23 protein-coding genes are annotated in these 16754 nt (G+C 45.7%); 19 read left to right on the top strand and 4 right to left on the bottom strand.

What is annotated here, in order from left to right; all coding sequences use genetic code 11:
- The 10 genes from QAS77_RS03995 to QAS77_RS03950 form a co-directional block, all read left to right on the top strand.
- The coding region (locus QAS77_RS03995) for a type IV pilin N-terminal domain-containing protein (protein WP_305064223.1) at window positions 1–499 on the top strand (499 nt) is incomplete at its 5' end.
- 45 nt (window positions 500–544) lie between these two features.
- Complete coding sequence (locus tag QAS77_RS03990; RefSeq protein ID WP_305064222.1) at window positions 545–2725, top strand: ATP-dependent DNA helicase; 2181 nt, start codon at window positions 545–547, stop codon at window positions 2723–2725.
- A gap of 117 nt (window positions 2726–2842) precedes the next feature.
- Window positions 2843–3235, top strand: a complete 393-nt coding sequence (locus tag QAS77_RS03985; protein ID WP_250868043.1) for a GerW family sporulation protein — start codon at window positions 2843–2845, stop codon at window positions 3233–3235.
- 41 nt (window positions 3236–3276) lie between these two features.
- Window positions 3277–3912: a DUF2953 domain-containing protein gene (locus tag QAS77_RS03980; protein ID WP_250868057.1), complete on the top strand. Its 636-nt coding sequence runs from the start codon at window positions 3277–3279 to the stop codon at window positions 3910–3912.
- A 56-nt stretch (window positions 3913–3968) separates the two neighbouring features.
- Complete coding sequence (locus tag QAS77_RS03975) at window positions 3969–4928, top strand: beta-ribofuranosylaminobenzene 5'-phosphate synthase (RefSeq protein ID WP_305064221.1); 960 nt, start codon at window positions 3969–3971, stop codon at window positions 4926–4928.
- Between the two features lies 1 nt (window position 4929).
- Window positions 4930–5943 carry an NOP5/NOP56 family protein gene (locus tag QAS77_RS03970; protein WP_305064220.1) on the top strand — a complete coding sequence of 338 codons (1014 nt, stop codon included), beginning with the start codon at window positions 4930–4932 and terminating at the stop codon, window positions 5941–5943.
- Window positions 5944–6636: a fibrillarin-like rRNA/tRNA 2'-O-methyltransferase gene (locus QAS77_RS03965; protein WP_305064219.1), complete on the top strand. Its 693-nt coding sequence runs from the start codon at window positions 5944–5946 to the stop codon at window positions 6634–6636. It begins immediately after the preceding gene.
- A gap of 29 nt (window positions 6637–6665) precedes the next feature.
- Complete coding sequence (locus tag QAS77_RS03960; RefSeq protein WP_305064218.1) at window positions 6666–6908, top strand: DUF2769 domain-containing protein; 243 nt, start codon at window positions 6666–6668, stop codon at window positions 6906–6908.
- Window positions 6905–7087 (top strand): hypothetical protein, encoded by a 183-nt coding sequence (locus QAS77_RS03955; RefSeq protein ID WP_250868038.1) that lies wholly within the window; start codon window positions 6905–6907, stop codon window positions 7085–7087. The genes QAS77_RS03960 and QAS77_RS03955 overlap by 4 nt, the downstream gene beginning before the upstream one ends.
- Window positions 7088–7089: 2 nt before the next feature.
- On the top strand, window positions 7090–7332 hold the full coding sequence (locus QAS77_RS03950; RefSeq protein ID WP_305064217.1) for a rhodanese-like domain-containing protein: 243 nt from the start codon (window positions 7090–7092) through the stop codon (window positions 7330–7332).
- A 7-nt stretch (window positions 7333–7339) separates the two neighbouring features.
- Here the strand turns inward: QAS77_RS03950 and QAS77_RS03945 are convergent, their stop codons facing one another.
- Both QAS77_RS03945 and QAS77_RS03940 read right to left on the bottom strand, forming a co-directional pair.
- Complete coding sequence (locus QAS77_RS03945; RefSeq protein WP_250868036.1) at window positions 7340–7690, bottom strand: hypothetical protein; 351 nt, start codon at window positions 7688–7690, stop codon at window positions 7340–7342.
- 6 nt (window positions 7691–7696) lie between these two features.
- Window positions 7697–7969 (bottom strand): hypothetical protein, encoded by a 273-nt coding sequence (locus QAS77_RS03940; RefSeq protein WP_305064216.1) that lies wholly within the window; start codon window positions 7967–7969, stop codon window positions 7697–7699.
- Window positions 7970–8410: 441 nt separating this feature from the next.
- Between QAS77_RS03940 and QAS77_RS03935 the strand changes: the two genes are divergently transcribed.
- Together QAS77_RS03935 and QAS77_RS03930 are read left to right on the top strand one after the other, a co-directional pair.
- Window positions 8411–8806 carry a response regulator gene (locus tag QAS77_RS03935; RefSeq protein ID WP_270096006.1) on the top strand — a complete coding sequence of 132 codons (396 nt, stop codon included), beginning with the start codon at window positions 8411–8413 and terminating at the stop codon, window positions 8804–8806.
- 111 nt (window positions 8807–8917) lie between these two features.
- Window positions 8918–9616: an HAD family hydrolase gene (locus tag QAS77_RS03930; RefSeq protein ID WP_250868033.1), complete on the top strand. Its 699-nt coding sequence runs from the start codon at window positions 8918–8920 to the stop codon at window positions 9614–9616.
- Here the strand turns inward: QAS77_RS03930 and QAS77_RS03925 are convergent.
- Window positions 9602–10009 carry a PaaI family thioesterase gene (locus QAS77_RS03925; RefSeq protein WP_250868032.1) on the bottom strand — a complete coding sequence of 136 codons (408 nt, stop codon included), beginning with the start codon at window positions 10007–10009 and terminating at the stop codon, window positions 9602–9604. The two genes, QAS77_RS03930 and QAS77_RS03925, sit on opposite strands and share 15 nt — an antisense overlap.
- Before the next feature lie 373 nt (window positions 10010–10382).
- Between QAS77_RS03925 and QAS77_RS03920 the strand changes: the two genes are divergently transcribed.
- The 4 genes from QAS77_RS03920 (at window position 10383) to QAS77_RS03905 (ending at window position 13512) form a co-directional block, all read left to right on the top strand.
- On the top strand, window positions 10383–10805 hold the full coding sequence (locus QAS77_RS03920) for a hypothetical protein (protein ID WP_250868031.1): 423 nt from the start codon (window positions 10383–10385) through the stop codon (window positions 10803–10805).
- 110 nt (window positions 10806–10915) lie between these two features.
- Window positions 10916–11734, top strand: a complete 819-nt coding sequence (gene modA / locus QAS77_RS03915; protein WP_250868030.1) for a molybdate ABC transporter substrate-binding protein — start codon at window positions 10916–10918, stop codon at window positions 11732–11734.
- Window positions 11734–12402, top strand: coding sequence for a molybdate ABC transporter permease subunit (gene modB, locus QAS77_RS03910; protein ID WP_250868029.1), 669 nt, complete (start codon window positions 11734–11736; stop codon window positions 12400–12402). Before modA ends, modB begins: the two co-directional genes overlap by 1 nt.
- Window positions 12403–12411: 9 nt before the next feature.
- A complete protein-coding gene (locus QAS77_RS03905; protein WP_305064215.1) occupies window positions 12412–13512 on the top strand; it encodes an ABC transporter ATP-binding protein in 1101 nt (366 codons plus the stop codon).
- Between the two features lie 46 nt (window positions 13513–13558).
- On the opposite strand, the gene QAS77_RS03900 is transcribed toward QAS77_RS03905, so the two are convergent.
- A complete protein-coding gene (locus QAS77_RS03900; protein ID WP_305064214.1) occupies window positions 13559–13702 on the bottom strand; it encodes a hypothetical protein in 144 nt (47 codons plus the stop codon).
- Between the two features lie 90 nt (window positions 13703–13792).
- On the opposite strand from QAS77_RS03900, the gene QAS77_RS03895 reads away from it, so the two are divergent.
- The 3 genes from QAS77_RS03895 to QAS77_RS03885 all read left to right on the top strand — a co-directional run.
- Window positions 13793–14704, top strand: coding sequence for a 2-oxoacid:acceptor oxidoreductase family protein (locus QAS77_RS03895; protein WP_250868027.1), 912 nt, complete (start codon window positions 13793–13795; stop codon window positions 14702–14704).
- Window positions 14704–15924, top strand: coding sequence for a hypothetical protein (locus QAS77_RS03890; RefSeq protein ID WP_305064213.1), 1221 nt, complete (start codon window positions 14704–14706; stop codon window positions 15922–15924). Before QAS77_RS03895 ends, QAS77_RS03890 begins: the two co-directional genes overlap by 1 nt.
- Before the next feature lie 4 nt (window positions 15925–15928).
- Window positions 15929–16754: thiamine pyrophosphate-dependent enzyme (locus tag QAS77_RS03885; RefSeq protein ID WP_305064212.1), on the top strand; the 826-nt coding region annotated here is incomplete at its 3' end.

Here is a 16754-nt window from a genome sequence, read left to right as displayed (position 1 = left end):
TCCTGTGGCGATGATCGAAGTGAATGATGTTGTGGGCTATGCAAGTTCGTACAAAAATAATTTTGTGAGCCTTGAGCACAAGGGTGGAGATCCTCTTGACCTTGATTCTACTTTTATAGTTCTCAGTGGGGAGGGTAGCAGCTATGTCAGTCAGGTCGGTCAGGTCGGTCAGGTCGGACATGTGGGGTTCATGGCCTATGGTCATGTCACAGTAAAATATTTTGACCTTACTCCGGAGGGCTCGCTTCTTGCATACAAAAGAAACAATCCATGTATTGAAGATGGGCTGTGGTCGGCAGGTGAAATTCTGGTGTTGGATGGGGATGACAGTATTAATGGTACGGATGCTTCTAATGTTCATGTCAGTGTAGATGGCTATTCCGACACTTCCAACAATTACGGTTTCAACGATGGGGAAACTGTCACGGTGAAGATATTCGATAGTTTGACAAATCGTGTTATTTGTGAAGACACTGTAAAAGTAAAACTTTCTGAATAATTTCAATCAATACTATTAAAGTATGGTAACATCATAGGAGATGCGATGAGCGACAAGCCTGCATTTATGAAATATTTTACGCAAAATTCATGCTATCCGAATCAACAGGAAGCAATGGACCGCATTCACAGTGCCCTTATGCAGCAACAGTTAGTGCTGTTCGAAGGTGCCTGCGGAACCGGTAAAACACTTAGTGCACTTGTTCCGGCACTTCATGTTGGTAAAATGTTAGGCAAGACCGTCATTATCGCTACCAATGTACATCAGCAAATGGTACAGTTCATTAATGAGGCACGTGACATAAAAAAGGTTCAGGATGTCAAGGTCGCTGTCATAAAAGGCAAGACCGCGATGTGTCCCCAGGAAGCTGATTATGAGGAATGTTCTGTTAAAAGGGAGAACACCTTTGAGCTGATGGAGACGGAGAGGGAGATATATCTTAAAAGGCAGGAACTGAACTCTGCACGCGACAGTTACAAAAAGTCCCATGACCCGGCATTCGTGACACTTCGGGATGAATTGTCAAAAGAGATCGATGCTGTGGAAGAGAAAGCAAGGGGACTTCGCGACCGTGCGTGCAATGACCTTTATGAGGTTTTACGCTCAGATAGTGAAAAGTTCAGAGGATGGCTTTACAAAGAAGTACGCTCCCCTGAGGAGGTCAATGACCATGCTCTCAAGGATGGCATGTGTGGATATGAGCTGGTGAAAAGGGAGTTAAAGCACGCAGATCTGCTGATATGCAATTACCATCATGTCCTGAATCCGGATATTTTCTCAACGGTGCTTGGTTGGATTGAAAAAGAGCCCCAAGAGACCATTGTCATTTTCGATGAGGCCCATAATCTCGAAGCCGCCGCAAGGTCCCATTCCTCTTTATCCCTTACCGAACATTCAATTGAAAAAGCAATAGCTGAGCTCGAAGCTAACCTTGACCTTCTGGCAGATGATAATATACATAATCTTTTCAAGATCTTCCTTGAGGTAATCTCGGATACCTACAATTCAAGGTTCAAGTTCGGTGAACGTGAACGTGTCAGAAAGAACTGGTATGATATGCGCATAAGCGATCCTTATGAACGCAATGACATTGTTCGTGGTAAGTTCCTCCGTCAGGCCAAGGGAGATTTTGGTGAGAAGGACGATATACAGATATTGCTTTCAGAAGCAAGTGCGCTTGGTGCCAAACTGGACGAGACATATCGGGACCAATACAAAAAAGGCCTGAGCAGTGTCATGAAACGTTCACATATCAGGTCTGTTGCGGATTTCATTTCAGTTTATATCGAACTATCCCACAATCTGAACTACTATCCCATTTTGAACGTCCGCAGGGATATGAACGATGATATATACGGGCGCATCGAGCTTTTCACATGTATCCCAAAGAACGTGACCGAACCGCTTTTCAATTCTCTATTCTCGGTGATCCTCATGTCAGCAACGCTTCATCCTTTCGATATGGTGAAGAAGACCCTGGGTATCACGAGGGATACGTGTGAGATGTCCTACGGAACCTCCTTCCCTGAAGAAAAAAGGCTTTCAATCGCAGTATCTATTCCTCCGCTCTTTGCCAAGAACCGCGATGACCGGCATGTAACTGAACTTCTGGAACAGGTGATTCTGGATTCTATCGAACATTCAAAGGGTAATGTCATTCTCTTTTTCCAGAGTGCATTTGAGGCCAAACGCTATTATTCAAAGCTCGAACCCCTCGTCAATGTGCCTGTATTCCTTGATGAGGTAGGCGTATCGTCACAGGATGTGCGGGAAGAGTTCTTCGCAATAGGAGAGGACAACGGTAAAGCGGTGTTGCTCTCATATCTGTGGGGTACGTTGAGCGAAGGAATTGATTATAGGGACGGACGTGGGCGCACAGTTATAATTGTAGGGGTTGGCTATCCTGCACTCAATGACAGGATGAATGCAGTGGAGTCTGCGTATGACCATGTCTTCGGTTATGGTGCAGGCTGGGAGTTTGCGATCCAGGTCCCAACGATCCGTAAGATCAGACAGGCAATGGGTCGCGTGGTACGTTCTCCGACCGACTATGGTGCTCGCATCCTTCTCGATGGCAGGTTCCTCACGGATTCAAAGAAGAGGTTTGGTAAGTTCTCGGTATTTGAAGTGTTCCCGCCGGCAGAGAGAAGTGAGTTCGTGGACGTTGATCCTGAAAAAGTGAAGTATTCGCTCATGAACTTCTTTATGGATAACGAAGAGCAGTAAAATCTGCTCTGTTTCCTTCTCATGGGGCTAATTTTTTAACTGTTCATCAACATAGATATTCATAGTTATCTTTCATTTGAATATGTGCGTTCTCAGAACTAATATGGGGGTTTATATATGGGTCTTGAAGATGTTATGAAAGAGGTTACCAGTGAACTTGAACGTCTGGTAAGTGCTAAAACAGTTGTTGGTGAACCGGTCATTGCCGGGGATAAAACCATCCTTCCTATCACCAAGGTTTCCTTTGGGTTTGGAAGCGGCGGGGGGGAAGGCTCCAAAGATGGCGGTGAATCCGGTTTCGGAGGTGGCGGTGGAGGCGGTGCGAAGATCGAGCCAGTTGCTTTTCTCGTGATCTCCGATGAAGGTGTAAGGCTGATGACCCTTTCCGGAAAGAGTGATCTTGGCAAGCTCCTCGATGCAGTTCCTGGAGTTTACGAAAAGATAAGGTCTGTAAAAGGCAAAATGAAAAAGGACGATAAAAATAAGGATGCATCTGAGGATGCTGAATAAACTTCCTTTTTCTTTTATCGGCAAGTGATAGTTTGGAACTGATGTTCTTCCTTTACGTAATAGTTCTGATCATTATCTTCTTGCTGGCACTGATCCTGCTGGCACCTATAGCTGTAGCATTTGATGTTAATGGTGGTCTTTCCGGGGTCCGAAGCAATGTCAGTTTGAAGTGGATGTTCCTGTCTTACAGTTTTTCAGGTCAGCCCGATGCAAAAGAGGTTCCTGTTACGAATAGCACAACTTCGGCAGAGGAAGGCACTACAAAGGAGGACACAGATCATCCTCTGAAAAATACGTATGAAATGGCAAGGAAAGGGTATGCTATAAAGGGGCAGTTCCTCCATTTGATGAAGGGTCTTCTTTTTCAGTTACACATAAGGGACCTCGCATTCGATCTTACGTATGGATTGCCTGACCCTGCGGATACGGGAATGATGTGCGGTTATCTGCATACACTGGCTTCCATAGTTAGGGGAAGGGCCCGAAGTTTCAGTTATTCTTTATATCCGGTGTTCATGGAAGAGGCGTTCGATGTGCACCTGTCAGGTTCAATCCGTTTCAGGATCGGTTCTTTTATTCCTCCGCTTTTGATGTTCATATTCAATGTAAAGGTGCTGAAGACCGGCTGGTGGTTTGCGAAAAACAGATACTCATCCGGTTCAGTTTCCGGTGCTTAACAGCCTCATTTTTCAATAGTGTTAGTATTTAATAAGATGAACACAGATAACCGACCATGATCAAAATAAGGTCTCCATCCAGATTGCATCTATCATTGATAGATCTGAATGCAGAGATCGGCAGAATAGATGGCGGTATAGGGATAACCCTTTACCATCCCAATATTGTGCTCTCTGCTGAAAAGGCGGATGGGGTCGAAGTGACGGGTAACTCCAGTTTTGCAGGCCGTATGGTCGAAGCGGCAAAGGCTGTTCTTCCTGAGGGCGAGGGTGTCCTCATACATGTCGAAGAAGATATGCCCGCCCATGTGGGTCTTGGTTCCGGGACACAGTCTGCGTTGAGTGCGGCAGCGGCAGTGAACGAACTCTATGGTCTCGGGCTGACCGTGAGGGAGCTTGCTATCGCAGTTGGCAGGGGTGGTACTTCTGGTATTGGAGTCGCCTCCTTTGAAAGCGGTGGCTTTCTTGTGGATGTCGGGCATAAGTTCAGTGAGAAAGGTTCTTTCTCTCCTTCCTCTGCCAGCAAAGCAGCACCTGCTCCTGTCGTTTTCAGGCATGATCTTCCGGATTGGGATATTATTCTCGCAATTCCTGATTCTGTTGGTGCACATGATTCGCAAGAGGTCGATATTTTCAAAAAGGAATGTCCTATACCTTTGAGCGAAGTACAGGAAGTCTGTCATGTGGTGCTGATGCAGATGTTGCCTGCTATACTCGAAGGCGATATCGAGAACTTCGGGTTTGCCGTGGATCATTTGCAGAATGTTGGTTTCAAGAAGCGTGAAGTTGCTTTGCAATCCCGGCAAGTAAGGGACCTTATGGAACTTATGCAGGACCTTGGTACATGCGGGGCAGGGATGAGCTCCTTTGGTCCTGCGGTATTTGGATTTATTGATAACAGAAATATGGCTGAACAAATAAGGGATGAAGTGCAACATTTCCTTGATGAGACAGGGGGCGGCACCGTTGTCCTTACTAAAGCGAACAATTCCGGTGCAATGATATGGAAGGATTGATTTGAAGATCATTACTTGGTATGGTATACTGACCATTGGTGACGATGGTGTTAGTGAATGTGAACCTTTCAACAAAGATGTTGATGAGCTTGCGGAACTTCTGCTCCAGAAGGACGTTGTCGCATATTCTCCCGGCAGTGGTTTCGATATACGTACAGTGGCCATTGAATGCGGGTTCGTGGAAAACGATGAGGAATACAATTCTCTGTTAAGGGATGTGTCAATTCGTGCTGCGAAGTTACAGATATCGAGGACGAATACTCCGGATATGCAAATAATTCAGGCGGTAGAGGCGCTGGATGATATCGATGATGTTGTCAACGTGCTTTCCGAACGTCTTTCCGAATGGTATGGTCTGCATTTTCCGGAATTGGGTCTAAGTTCTGAACCGCTTGCACGTTTCGTTAGCGAGTTCGGTTCACGCAACAACGTTCCTGCCGAACATCCTATGTTCGAAAAGGCAACCTCTTCCATGGGTTCTGAACTCCCTTCTGCCGATGAGGAGCTTATAATGGGCTTTGCTTCCAATGCTTGTGAGCTTTATGACAGTCGGCACAGCATTGAAGCTAGTATAGTAAGGAACATGGAAAAAATGGCACCGAACGTCACATTGATCGCGGGGTCTCTTATCGGTGCCCGGCTTATCAGCATGACCGGTGGCCTCGCAAGGCTTTCTCAATTGCCCTCGAGCACAGTTCAGGTCATGGGTGCCAATAGGGCACTTTTCAAACATCTTCGTGGGCGAGCACCGTCTCCAAAGCACGGTATAATCTTCAATAATCCTCTGGTCAAGAACTCCCCCTGGTGGCAGAGGGGTAAGATCGCACGTGCGCTGGCTGCAAAGATAAGTCTGGCAGCACGTATGGATGTTTATTCCGGTGAATTGCATTCTGAGATAAAGGTTAACCTTGAGAAAAAGGTGAATTCCATAAAAGCTGCAAATCCCAAGCCTCCCGTTAAACAAAAACCCGCTGGCAAAGGATACAAGGGTAAAAATAAAGGAGGCGAGAGATAAATGGATGTGAATGAGATATCAGAGGGCATATTCGAGGTTCGAAAAGGTGGTAAGAAGATATTGGCTACAAAGAATGCCAACCCCGGCTCGAACGTCTATGGTGAGAATCTGCTGGAGGAAGAAGGTGAGGAATATCGTGCCTGGGATGCCCGCAGGAGCAAACTCGCGGCAATGGTCATCAAGAAGATGAAGGTGCCGATAAAAAGTGATTCCCGGGTCCTGTATCTTGGAGCCGCATCCGGCACCACCGTAAGCCACGTTTCAGATATGCTTCCCAATGGTATCGTCTATGCGGTGGAGTTCTCCCCACGTACCATGCGGGAACTGATCCAGCTCTGTGATACAAGGTCCAATATCGTGCCAATACTTGCAGATGCCTCCCGTCCGAAGCTTTATGCTCATATCGTTGAGCAGGTCGATGTGATCTTTCAGGATGTTGCCCAGCCTAATCAGGCACAGATAGCTGCGGTGAATGCAGAGCAGTTCCTTAAGGATGATGGGCATCTGCTTCTTTCCATTAAGGCCAGAAGTATCGATACGGTGGCGAATCCTTCCAAGGTCTTCAAAGAGGAAGTGAACAAACTGGAAAAGGACTTCGATACCCAATTCAAGGTTATTAAGAAACACGACCTCGCACCGTTCCATGAGGACCATTTGGGACTGGTTGCGAAAAAGAAACTTAAAGAAAACTAAATGTTTTCTCTATATGTGAGGGGCTGTGAATGTCAGATACCGGGGAAAGAATGTCCGGTGGGAAATATTTTGGAGTATGTCCCTCCTTTCACCATTCAAAAGCTTGCAACTGCAAACGCTGTCCTTCATATCCCGGAGATGGTTATATGTTCTGTGCACGCGGCAATGATCGCCTGCTTCCGGAAAAAAAGGAATGTCTTTGCAGAGAATGTTATGTTTACAAGCAGTTTGGTTTCGAAGGAGATTTCTTTTGCCGGGTTGATGTAAAATGAGCATTCTTTCAAATAATATCACTATGCTGGTGATCTTACTGGTGATTGCATGCATTGCTTTAGGATTTATTGGATATGATAAATTTGTATCAAATAAAAATGGGGTAGATGTGAGCTATACGGATGTATCCGTTCATGAGGCTAAAGATATGCCGATGAGGGAGATGTTTTCCTTCTGAATGTGCGCACGGAAAGTGAGTTCAATTCAGGCCATCTCGAAGGTGCAGTAAATATCGAAGTCTCACAATTGGGGTCCCGCCTGGATGAAGTTCCAGCTGACAAGGCCATTCTGGTCTATTGCCGTACCGGGGTAAGAAGTGTCAGAGCAAGTAAAACACTTGTTAACGCCAGTTATACGGATGTCTATAATATGCAAGGTGGTATTACTGCCTGGATGTCAGCAGGTTATCCTTACGTAAGCTGATCCCTTTTTATTTTTCACTCTTTTCCCTATATCCTTTAGCAAGCTCGATGTTCACGGAAACTACATCTCTGTTGGTCTTTTCAAAGAAATATCCTTCGAATATTTCTGGCAGAGCGTCTGCATCTTCTTGTTTGGTGATCATCATTCCTGCGGGGACATACCTGTTCTCCGGAATGTCCACGCCAAAGGCACCAGATTTGGGTTCAAGCACGGAGCCCTTGCCAACATTTGCATTGAATACCAGTGTCTGCATTGCGAGAAATGCATCATCACAGACTGCAGCCGGGCCGTGTATCTGTGATTGGTGAGCAATTGAAACTCTTTCTCCTACATATACTGAATATGGTCTACCTTCCACATTCACCTAATTTGCTTTAATTGGATTTCCTTTAATGTCAATGGTCTTCATGCCATGCATGATTACTCCATCCTGAACATTACTGTCGTCGTCAATATGGATGGGGCTACCTTCATCGGCCCTTATGGATACAAAGGGGGACACCATTACTCGTTTTCCAATGGTTACATCTCCGATCACAATTGCTTGTGGGTGAATATATGCGGTATCGTCAATGGATGGAGCTTTCATCTCGGGATTCCAGGATGTCAATGGGGTGTGTTCTATATTTTCCGGCATTGTTATCTACAGATGAACTTCTTATTTATACAAATTTCGTCAACATCTTTAAAATAATGACGTTGTCCTCTTATTTATACAAATTTCGCAAAAAGAAGTTTTAGATATTCTGACAACTGAACGTTCCATTCTAGGAATTTTGCAGCCTTTCTTTCTGGAACTATTATTGATGATATGTTACCAATACAATTAATATCAATTTGTGGATGAATTTAGTAATGATCTGATGTGTGTATATTCTGGTAATGAAAACAAATTTATACTAATCGTGAGTGATATTACTATAGTTCTCTCAAAAAGTATATACGTTAAAAAAACTACTTTATTAAGTTCACAGTTATTGGATACGCTTATTAGTAGCAAGTGCACAATTTCCATGGATGATGCATACGTTAAAGCGTTTAGGGTCACGTTTGATAAAAGATGGGGTATGAAGGGCGCATGAATAAAGAGACAAGCATTTTAGTCGTCGAGGACGAGAATATTGTGGCGTTGAGTATTAAGAACAAGCTCATTAGCTTGGGGTATTCAGTGCCTAGTACCGCTTCATCCGGGGAGGATGCAATTACTAAAGCAGACCTTTTTTACCCTGATCTTGTGTTGATGGACATCATGCTGAGGGGCGATATGGACGGCATTGAAGCTGCAAATGAGATCCGCATTAAATTCGATATTCCGGTGATCTTCCTTACAGCATATACCGATGATAGGACACTTGAGAGAGCTAAGGTCGCAGAACCTTATGGTTACATATCTAAACCGTTCAAAGAACAGGACCTCAAATCCAATATTGAGATCGCACTCCACAAACATGGAAAAGAACTCAGGTTAAAGTAAATCCCCAGTTGGTGTTTGATCACTTTTCGTTTTCCGGTTCTATTATATTTTCTCTTGTATCTATTTCCGGGATATGTTGTTCTGCAATAAGGTTCTAATAGGGTGTTAATTGTGCTAAAAGCTCTGATATTTGATATGGATGGGGTTCTGGTGGATTCTATGCCTTACCATACCGAAGCTTTGAGTCATGTATTTGCTGATATGGGTTTATCCATGGATGCTCAGGATGTCTATAATATGGAAGGCTCAAAGACAGTGGATATCGTAAGCTATCTGCTGGAAAAAGATGGTGTGGATCTTCTGAACTTTGATTTAGATGGGCTTATACACAGGTACCGGGATGAGTTTGCCAGAATTGTAGAACTGAAGGCTTTTAGTGAGGTCCTCGAGTGTCTTCCAATTTTGAAAGAGCGTTTTATGTTTGCGGTGGTTTCCGGAGCTGACCGGAATATAGTGCAAGATATTATCACTAATCTTTATGATGGTATTTTCGATGTTGTCATAAGTGGGGAGGATGTTGAAAATGGTAAGCCTGCCCCTGATCCTTTTCTGAGTGCTGCTGATATGTTCGGGCTGTATGCAAGTGAATGTCTTGTTGTGGAAAATGCAGCAATGGGCGTGGAAGCTGCCAATCGGGCAGGTATGTTCTGTCTGGCTGTTCCGACCTATGTCAGTAAGGAAAGCCTGAAAAATGCAGACCGTTTAGTGGATGACCATCGAATGCTAAGGGATTTCCTTCTTGGACTTGACCATCTGGAAAAGGAAGCTGTTGAGGCTTTACGCCTGAAATTTTATTCAGCTCATAAATGAATCTACACTCATTTTTTTCCTGTATGCCATTCCCTGGAATATTGCTATGGCATTTCCTTCTTCGTCCGTAATGTCTACTGTATATGTTGCTATCTTTGGGTTTTTTGAATTTTCGCGCGCCTGGGCATACAGGGTCCCGGATGTCGTGGAAGTTACGAAGGATATATTGGCATTTATTGCGACTGCAACCGTACCATGAGAATTGGAAGCGGCGGCAAATGCGAAGTCTGCAAGGGTAAATATTGCTCCTCCCTGAACGATACCCACCCCGTTCAAGTGATGTTCGTGGATGTCCATCTTCGCTTTTGCGTAGCCTTCCGAGACTTCCAGGAGCTTAACATCGATGTATTCGGCGAATTTATCCATTTTGAAGAATTCTTTTATCTTTTCCATTGTATCGCATCCATTCAGTTCTTTGATAGGATGTGCATGTTTTAAGTATTCACTATATCTTACCTTCTCTGAAAGTAGTTTTTAATAAAGCGAACGTGTGACATTTAAGTAAGCATTATTCATAAATGAGAATTGGCTGGTTTTAGCGCGAAGACCCCCTTATTTCCAGTGGAGTTATCTCATTGTGTATATTGTTCGTGTGTGATCGACGGTGACTATGGATAAATAGGCAAATATCCGTAGTTTAAGTGTATAATGAGACAAATAGAAGGTCTTTTAAGTGTCAACATCCTTGATTCTTAAAGGTGCTCTATTCAGATAATTTTGTTTGGTATAAATATCTGTACCGTTTTCAATTGCGGGGGTCATTATAATGGAAAATACCTATTCGAAGTTTTGGGATGCAGACGAATTCATTCTTGTTAGTGATGGGACCAAGCCTGCAATGGAATGGGCGGTCGAGGAACTCAGGAAGAAAGGGAAAACTGTTCATTTTGTGGACCTTTCCAATAGGCCCGAGCTGGATGCGATAAAATCTATCGGTGAAGCTCCGGAAGGTGTGGAAAATGCGGTGATAGGTCTGACAAAGACCGAACCGGCAGATGCCATGAAAGGTCTTTTCGAGAAAGGTGTGGTAAATACCTGGGTTCACTGGAAAACGGATACTCCTGCTGTGAGGGAACTTTGTGCAGATCATCAATGTTACACTGGAAGGTGTCCTATGCTGTATCTTGGGAAGGATCTCAGCATGCATGGTGTTCATAGGATGGTCGCAAAACTGATCGGGCAATATTAAGTTTTACTTCTCATCTACCGCTTGACAATAAATTTTTTATACAAGCAATCTAATCTCATTTCGTTATGTTCTACTAAACATAACGGTATAATGGTGAGCGGAGGTATTGTATGGATAAAAAGCGTTCTTTAATGGTCATATCTATCATATTGGTACTGGCTATGGCATTGTTTTTGGTTATGGGGTGGGGTGCTTTTTTAGGGTCATCATCATCTCATACAGATGTGAGTTCTGAGGTCATTGTCTCTGCCGCGGCAAGTTTGACCGAAAGTTTCACTGAGGTCGAACGCAAGTTTGAAGATACGCATCCTGATATCGATATAATTCTCAATCTGGCGGGTTCAGGTACCCTGCGTATGCAGATAGAAGCCGGTGCTCCCATCGATGTTTTTGCTTCGGCTTCCCAGAAGCACATGGACCTCCTTGGGTCCGAGGATTTGATCTATGCTGACACAAGGCATGATTTCGCTGAGAACTCTCTTGTGATGATAGTTCCCAGGTCAAGCGAGAATACTATAAGGTCCCTTGAAGATCTTGAGGATGTTTCAATTACAAAGATAGCTATTGGAGACCCGGAGATCGCACCTGTGGGTAGATATACGAAAGGTGCACTTGAGGCAGCTTCTTTGTGGGACGATGTTAGTGGTAAGCTCATTTATGCGGAGAGTGTGAAGCAAGTGCTCGTCTATGTTGGGAGCGGGGAAGTTGATGCGGGTTTTGTTTATATGACCGATGCGATGGCCTCAGATATGGATAAGATAGAAGTTGTTGCTCAGATCCCGGTAAGTACCAGTATAAGCTATCCTATTGCAGTCGTTTCATCTTCAGATGAAAGGGAAGCCTCACAGGAATTCATCGATTATGTTATTTCGGATGAAGGAAAAGGTATATTCGTAAAATATGGCTTTAGTGTAATGGATGATAATTGATGCTTGAAGATGCCTTGATCCCTCTCTCGATAACTTTAAAGGTGGCAGTTCTGTCCACCTGTCTTGTTGCTGTGTTCGGTATCCTCATATCCTATGCCCTTGCAAGAAGGGATTTCAGGGGGAAATGGCTGGCTGATATTCTTGTGACCCTTCCCCTCGTGCTTCCGCCAACGGTTACGGGTTATCTTCTTGTTGTTCTGTTGGGAAAGAACGGTGCAATAGGCAGTTTTCTCTTTGAGATGACGGGTTGGTCATTGCTTTTCACATGGCATGCTGCGGTGATAGCAGCTTTTGTTGTATCTCTTCCTCTCATGGTGAAGACCACTGCTTCTGCTATCAGTGCAGTGGATCGTGAACTGGAGTATGCGGCTTATACCCTCGGGCACAGTGAGCTTGAGACCATGCTCTTTGTCACCCTACCCCTTGCTAAAAAAGGCATACTTGCAGGCATCGTGTTAAGTTTTGCAAGGGCTGTGGGGGAGTTCGGTGCGACCCTTATGGTTGCGGGTAATATTCCGGGGAAAACGAATACCATGTCTTTGTCCATATATACGGCGTTCCAGTCAGGCAATGATGCTCTTGCGAACATTCTTGTCATCACTCTGGTCGTTGTTTCATTATTATCCATGGCACTGGCTGCAAAGTTCGTAGATCGTTGGAGCGTGTGAGGTATTTAAATGGGCGTAAAAGTGAGCTTGTCAAAGGTGTATCGTTCCCGCGGTAGGAAGGGTGGCAGAGATGATGTTTTTTCTCTGGATGTCAGTTTTGAGGTGGGGAATGAGCTGGTTGTCCTTTTTGGTCGCTCCGGTTCCGGCAAGACCACGACACTTCGATGTATCGCAGGACTGGAAGCTCCGGAACGAGGAAGTATCGTTGTCAATGGAAAAACGTATTATGATAGTGATTCGGGTATCGATCTCCAGCCTCAGTACAGGAGGCCGGGATATGTTTTCCAGAACTATGCCCTTTTCCCGCATATGGATGTGAGGAAGAACATCGTTTATGGTCTTAAGGGGTGGGATGCAGTGAAGAAGGAGGCGCGATTATTCGAAATGCTTCGTCTGTTGCATATAGAGGGACTGGAGGGACGGTATCCTTCCCAGTTGTCGGGAGGGCAGAAACAGAGGGTAGCCCTTGCCCGTGCCCTTGCACCGAGTCCCGATATCCTGTTGTTGGATGAGCCTTTCTCTGCCCTTGATATGGTGGTCAGGATGCGACTGAGGGAGAGGATAAAAACTATTCAGAAGGAGCTTGGCATCCCTGTACTGTTCATCACCCATAGTCCAGAGGAAGCGTTCTCGCTTGCAGACAGGGTCGTGGTCCTTCATGAAGGGAAGGTTCACCAGTCAGGCAGTCCGCGGCAAGTGTTCTATTCTCCTGTTGACAGGGATGTGGCAGAACTTGTGGGCGTCAGCAATATCTTTGAGGATGGGGCTGTTGTCGGGAATTCTCCTGAAGGCTTTGTTCTTGAAGGCAGAGGTCTGCAATTTGTCACAGGTTCGGATGTTTCTGGTTCAGATACTGTTTCCTGGGGGGTAAGGCCGGAGAACATACATCTGATGGCCTATGATAAGGATCTGCTTTCAGATGACTGTAATGTCTTTGCAGGCACTGTTCTTGATGTTACTGATAAGGGTAGCAGCAAGCTGATGGCTGTGGAACTTGATGGTAGTAATGTAGTTCTTTTTTGTGATGTTCCGACAAGGCTGCTGGATGATGCTATGGGATTACGTGTCATCGTGAATATCGCAGCGCAAGACGTACTGGTCTTCGAGTAAGATCACAAAAAAGAACTACATTGCTCATCTAATCGTATAACGGATGCTATGGCAAACTCTCGTCCTTATCAGTCAATCGCAGGATATCCAGCCTTTTTGTAACTTCGACTTTTCCTGAAATTCCAGTAAAAACGATATCTTCACAACCATTCTCATGGAAACCAATCCATTGTTCAGCCAGCCGGTTCAAAATATCTGGATGCCATCGACCCATATAACTCAGATAAAGGATGAGAGGATATTTATAGACAGAAAATCCTAAAGATATTGGGGAGTTTTTATGCTCAGATTGAGATTCCACGGCAGGGGTGGCCAGGGAGCGAAGGTTGCCAGCAGAGTGCTCGGGACAGCTGCATTTCTGGACGGCTACAATGTACAGGATTTTCCATTATATGGTGCCGAGAAAAGGGGGGCGCCGATCACTGCCTTTACCCGCATCTCCAGAGAGAACATCATGGAGCGGGGCGTGATCTCAGATCCTGATATTGTGATAGTTATAGATGAAACGCTACTGTCAGATCCTAAGGCAATGCCTTTATCAGGACTTAAAAAAGGGGGTGTCGTTTTTGTAAACACGCCCCAGAGTCCTCTGGAAACACAGGAAAGGTACAGTATCACAGATCACGTGATAACACTGGACCTTACAAAGATCGGCCTTGATATGATCGGAAAGCCCGTCCTCAGCAGCCTTGCAGCTGCTGTTGCCTCTAGGATCGCCGGCATTGGAGAGGATGCCTTAAGGGATGCCCTGGAAAAGGAGCTATCCGGAATAATATCGGACAGGGGAATTTTAGAAAAGAATGCAGAGGCTGCACTTTATTGTTACGATGCAGTGGTCCCGGTACAAATGAAAACTACTGAGGCCATACGGGAAGGGGAGAATGTTATCAACATACCTTTCGAAACAGCTCGTGTATCCAGTCCTGCCATAAATGCCACCGGCAATACCCCCCTGCGAAGAACGGGAAACTGGCGGGTATTCAGACCTATCTGGGATTATGACCTTTGTACCAGGTGCATGACCTGTGTTGCCAGGTGTCCTGAGGGTTGTATCCAGGTAAATGAAGACGGTTATCCTTATGCGGATTACGAAAACTGTAAGGGTTGTCTCATATGCGCCAGGGAATGTCCGGTAAAGGCCATCAATGACGTGCGGGAGATGCACTCCCAATCGGAAGAAGGTGAACTATAATGGGAAAAGAGATGCTAACCGGCAATGGTGCCGCTGCCTGGGGGGTGCGGCTGGCAGAAGTGGATTATATTCCGGCCTATCCTATAACTCCCCAGACGGAGATCATCGAGACAATTGCAAAGTGGATATCCGACGGGGCCATGGATGCGAGTTTTGTTACCATGGACTCGGAGCATTCCATGGTAACGGCAGCAGGTGCTGCTTCCGCCACAGGGGTCAGGACCTTCACGGCCACATCCAGCCAAGGCCTGTTGTATGGATTTGAGATGATATATACAGTGGCAGGATGGAGAGTCCCTCTGGTGATGGTAAATGTATCAAGGGGATTGTCCTCACCGATCACCCTGGGGCCGGACCACAACGATATTCTGGCGATCAGGGATTCGGGATTCTTACAGATCCATTGCGAGACCTGCCAGGAAGTATTTGATTCGATCCTGATGGCATACAAACTGGCTGAGGATGAACGGGTGCTCCTGCCTGTCATTGTGAACATGGACGGTTTTTACCTCTCATTTACCAGAGAACCCGTGGAGATCCCGGATGTGGAGACTGTCAGAAGTTTCCTGCCAGAATACCAGCCGGAACATGCCTTTTTCAAGCCAGTTCAGCCCATGGCCCAGGGCGTTGCGGTCCTTGGCGGGGAGTTCTATTCCTATTTCAAATACCAGATGCACCTTGCAAGTAAGAATGCCCTGGAGGTCTACAAGGAGGTGTGCGGGGACTTCGAACAGAAATTTGGCAGAAAATACAGGGCCATTGAAGAATATATGCTGGAAGATGCCGAATATGTCCTTGTCATGACAAACTCATTTTCCACCCTCGGGAAAGCTGCCGTGAAAAGAGCACGGGAGAAAGGGCTCAAGGCCGGCTTACTGCGGCTGAGGGTATTGAGACCATTTCCGGACCCTGATATAAAGAATGCATTGAAAGGGAAAAGGGCAGTGGCTGTCATAGACCAGAACATCAGCGTAGGCAAGGGAGGGATCATATATTCAGAGATGGCCGGTTGCCTGTACAATGAGATAAACAGGCCCCTTTTACTATCCTTCATTGGAGGGCTTGGGGGAAAGAACATCAGCCCGGAAGAATTCGAGTTTATCTTTGATAAAATGACCACGGCTGAGGATACTGGAATTGTGGAAACGCCCCATCTCCTGTATACAGAGAATGAGTGGAAAGAAATGGCAGGATTGAAGGATATTGCAGGGAAGGGATAAAGATATGGATACAGCACCCATCAGATCCATCAGGGAAATACCCCCTGAAGAGAACGTACTATCAGGAACCCCTGCATGTGCAGGTTGTGGTGGGCTCCTGACCCTGAGGCATTGCCTGAAGGCACTGGGGGAAAAGATCGTTATTGTAAATGCTGCAAGCTGTTTTACCCTCCTTTCCATATATCCCTTCACACCTTTCAAGAATTCCTGGCTTTATACTGCAATGGCCTGTGCACCTGCCGGGGCCCAGGGGGTCCGGGATGCTCTGGATATATTGATCAAAAAGGGCAAGCTGGATCCGGAAGAGAACCTAAAGGTGGTCGTGCTGACCGGGGATGGTTCTGCATATGACATGGGCCTGTCGTCCACATCCGGAGCCCTTTACCGCAACCTGGACTTCTATTATATCTGTTATGACAATGAGGCATATGGAAATACCGGATTCCAGCAATCAGGGGCCACACCCTTTGGATCAAGGACAGCAACAAGCCCGCCAGGAGGGGCAAGACCAGCTGGTACACAGCTTCAAAAGAAGGATCTGTTCGAGATATGGAACAGTCACAATCCCCCCTACCTTGCAACCATCTCCCCTGCCTATCCGGTTGACCTGATGAACAAGTTCAGAAAAGCTGAACAGTATAAGGGTCCAAAACTCTTCATATCCCATTCCTCCTGCCCACCAGGATGGGGATTCGACCCCTCCCAATCCGTCAGTCTCGCAAAGCTGTCTGTTGAGACAGGGATCTGGCCATTAAAGGAGTCTGTCCATGGCAAGGTGGAACATACATTCGTTCCAAAGAAATTCAAGCCTGTGGAAGACTACCTGAAAG

This window comes from Methanococcoides sp. (genome assembly GCF_030594565.1).
GTDB lineage: Archaea > Halobacteriota > Methanosarcinia > Methanosarcinales > Methanosarcinaceae > Methanococcoides > Methanococcoides seepicolus.
This window is presented reverse-complemented; position numbering and strand designations above follow the sequence as displayed.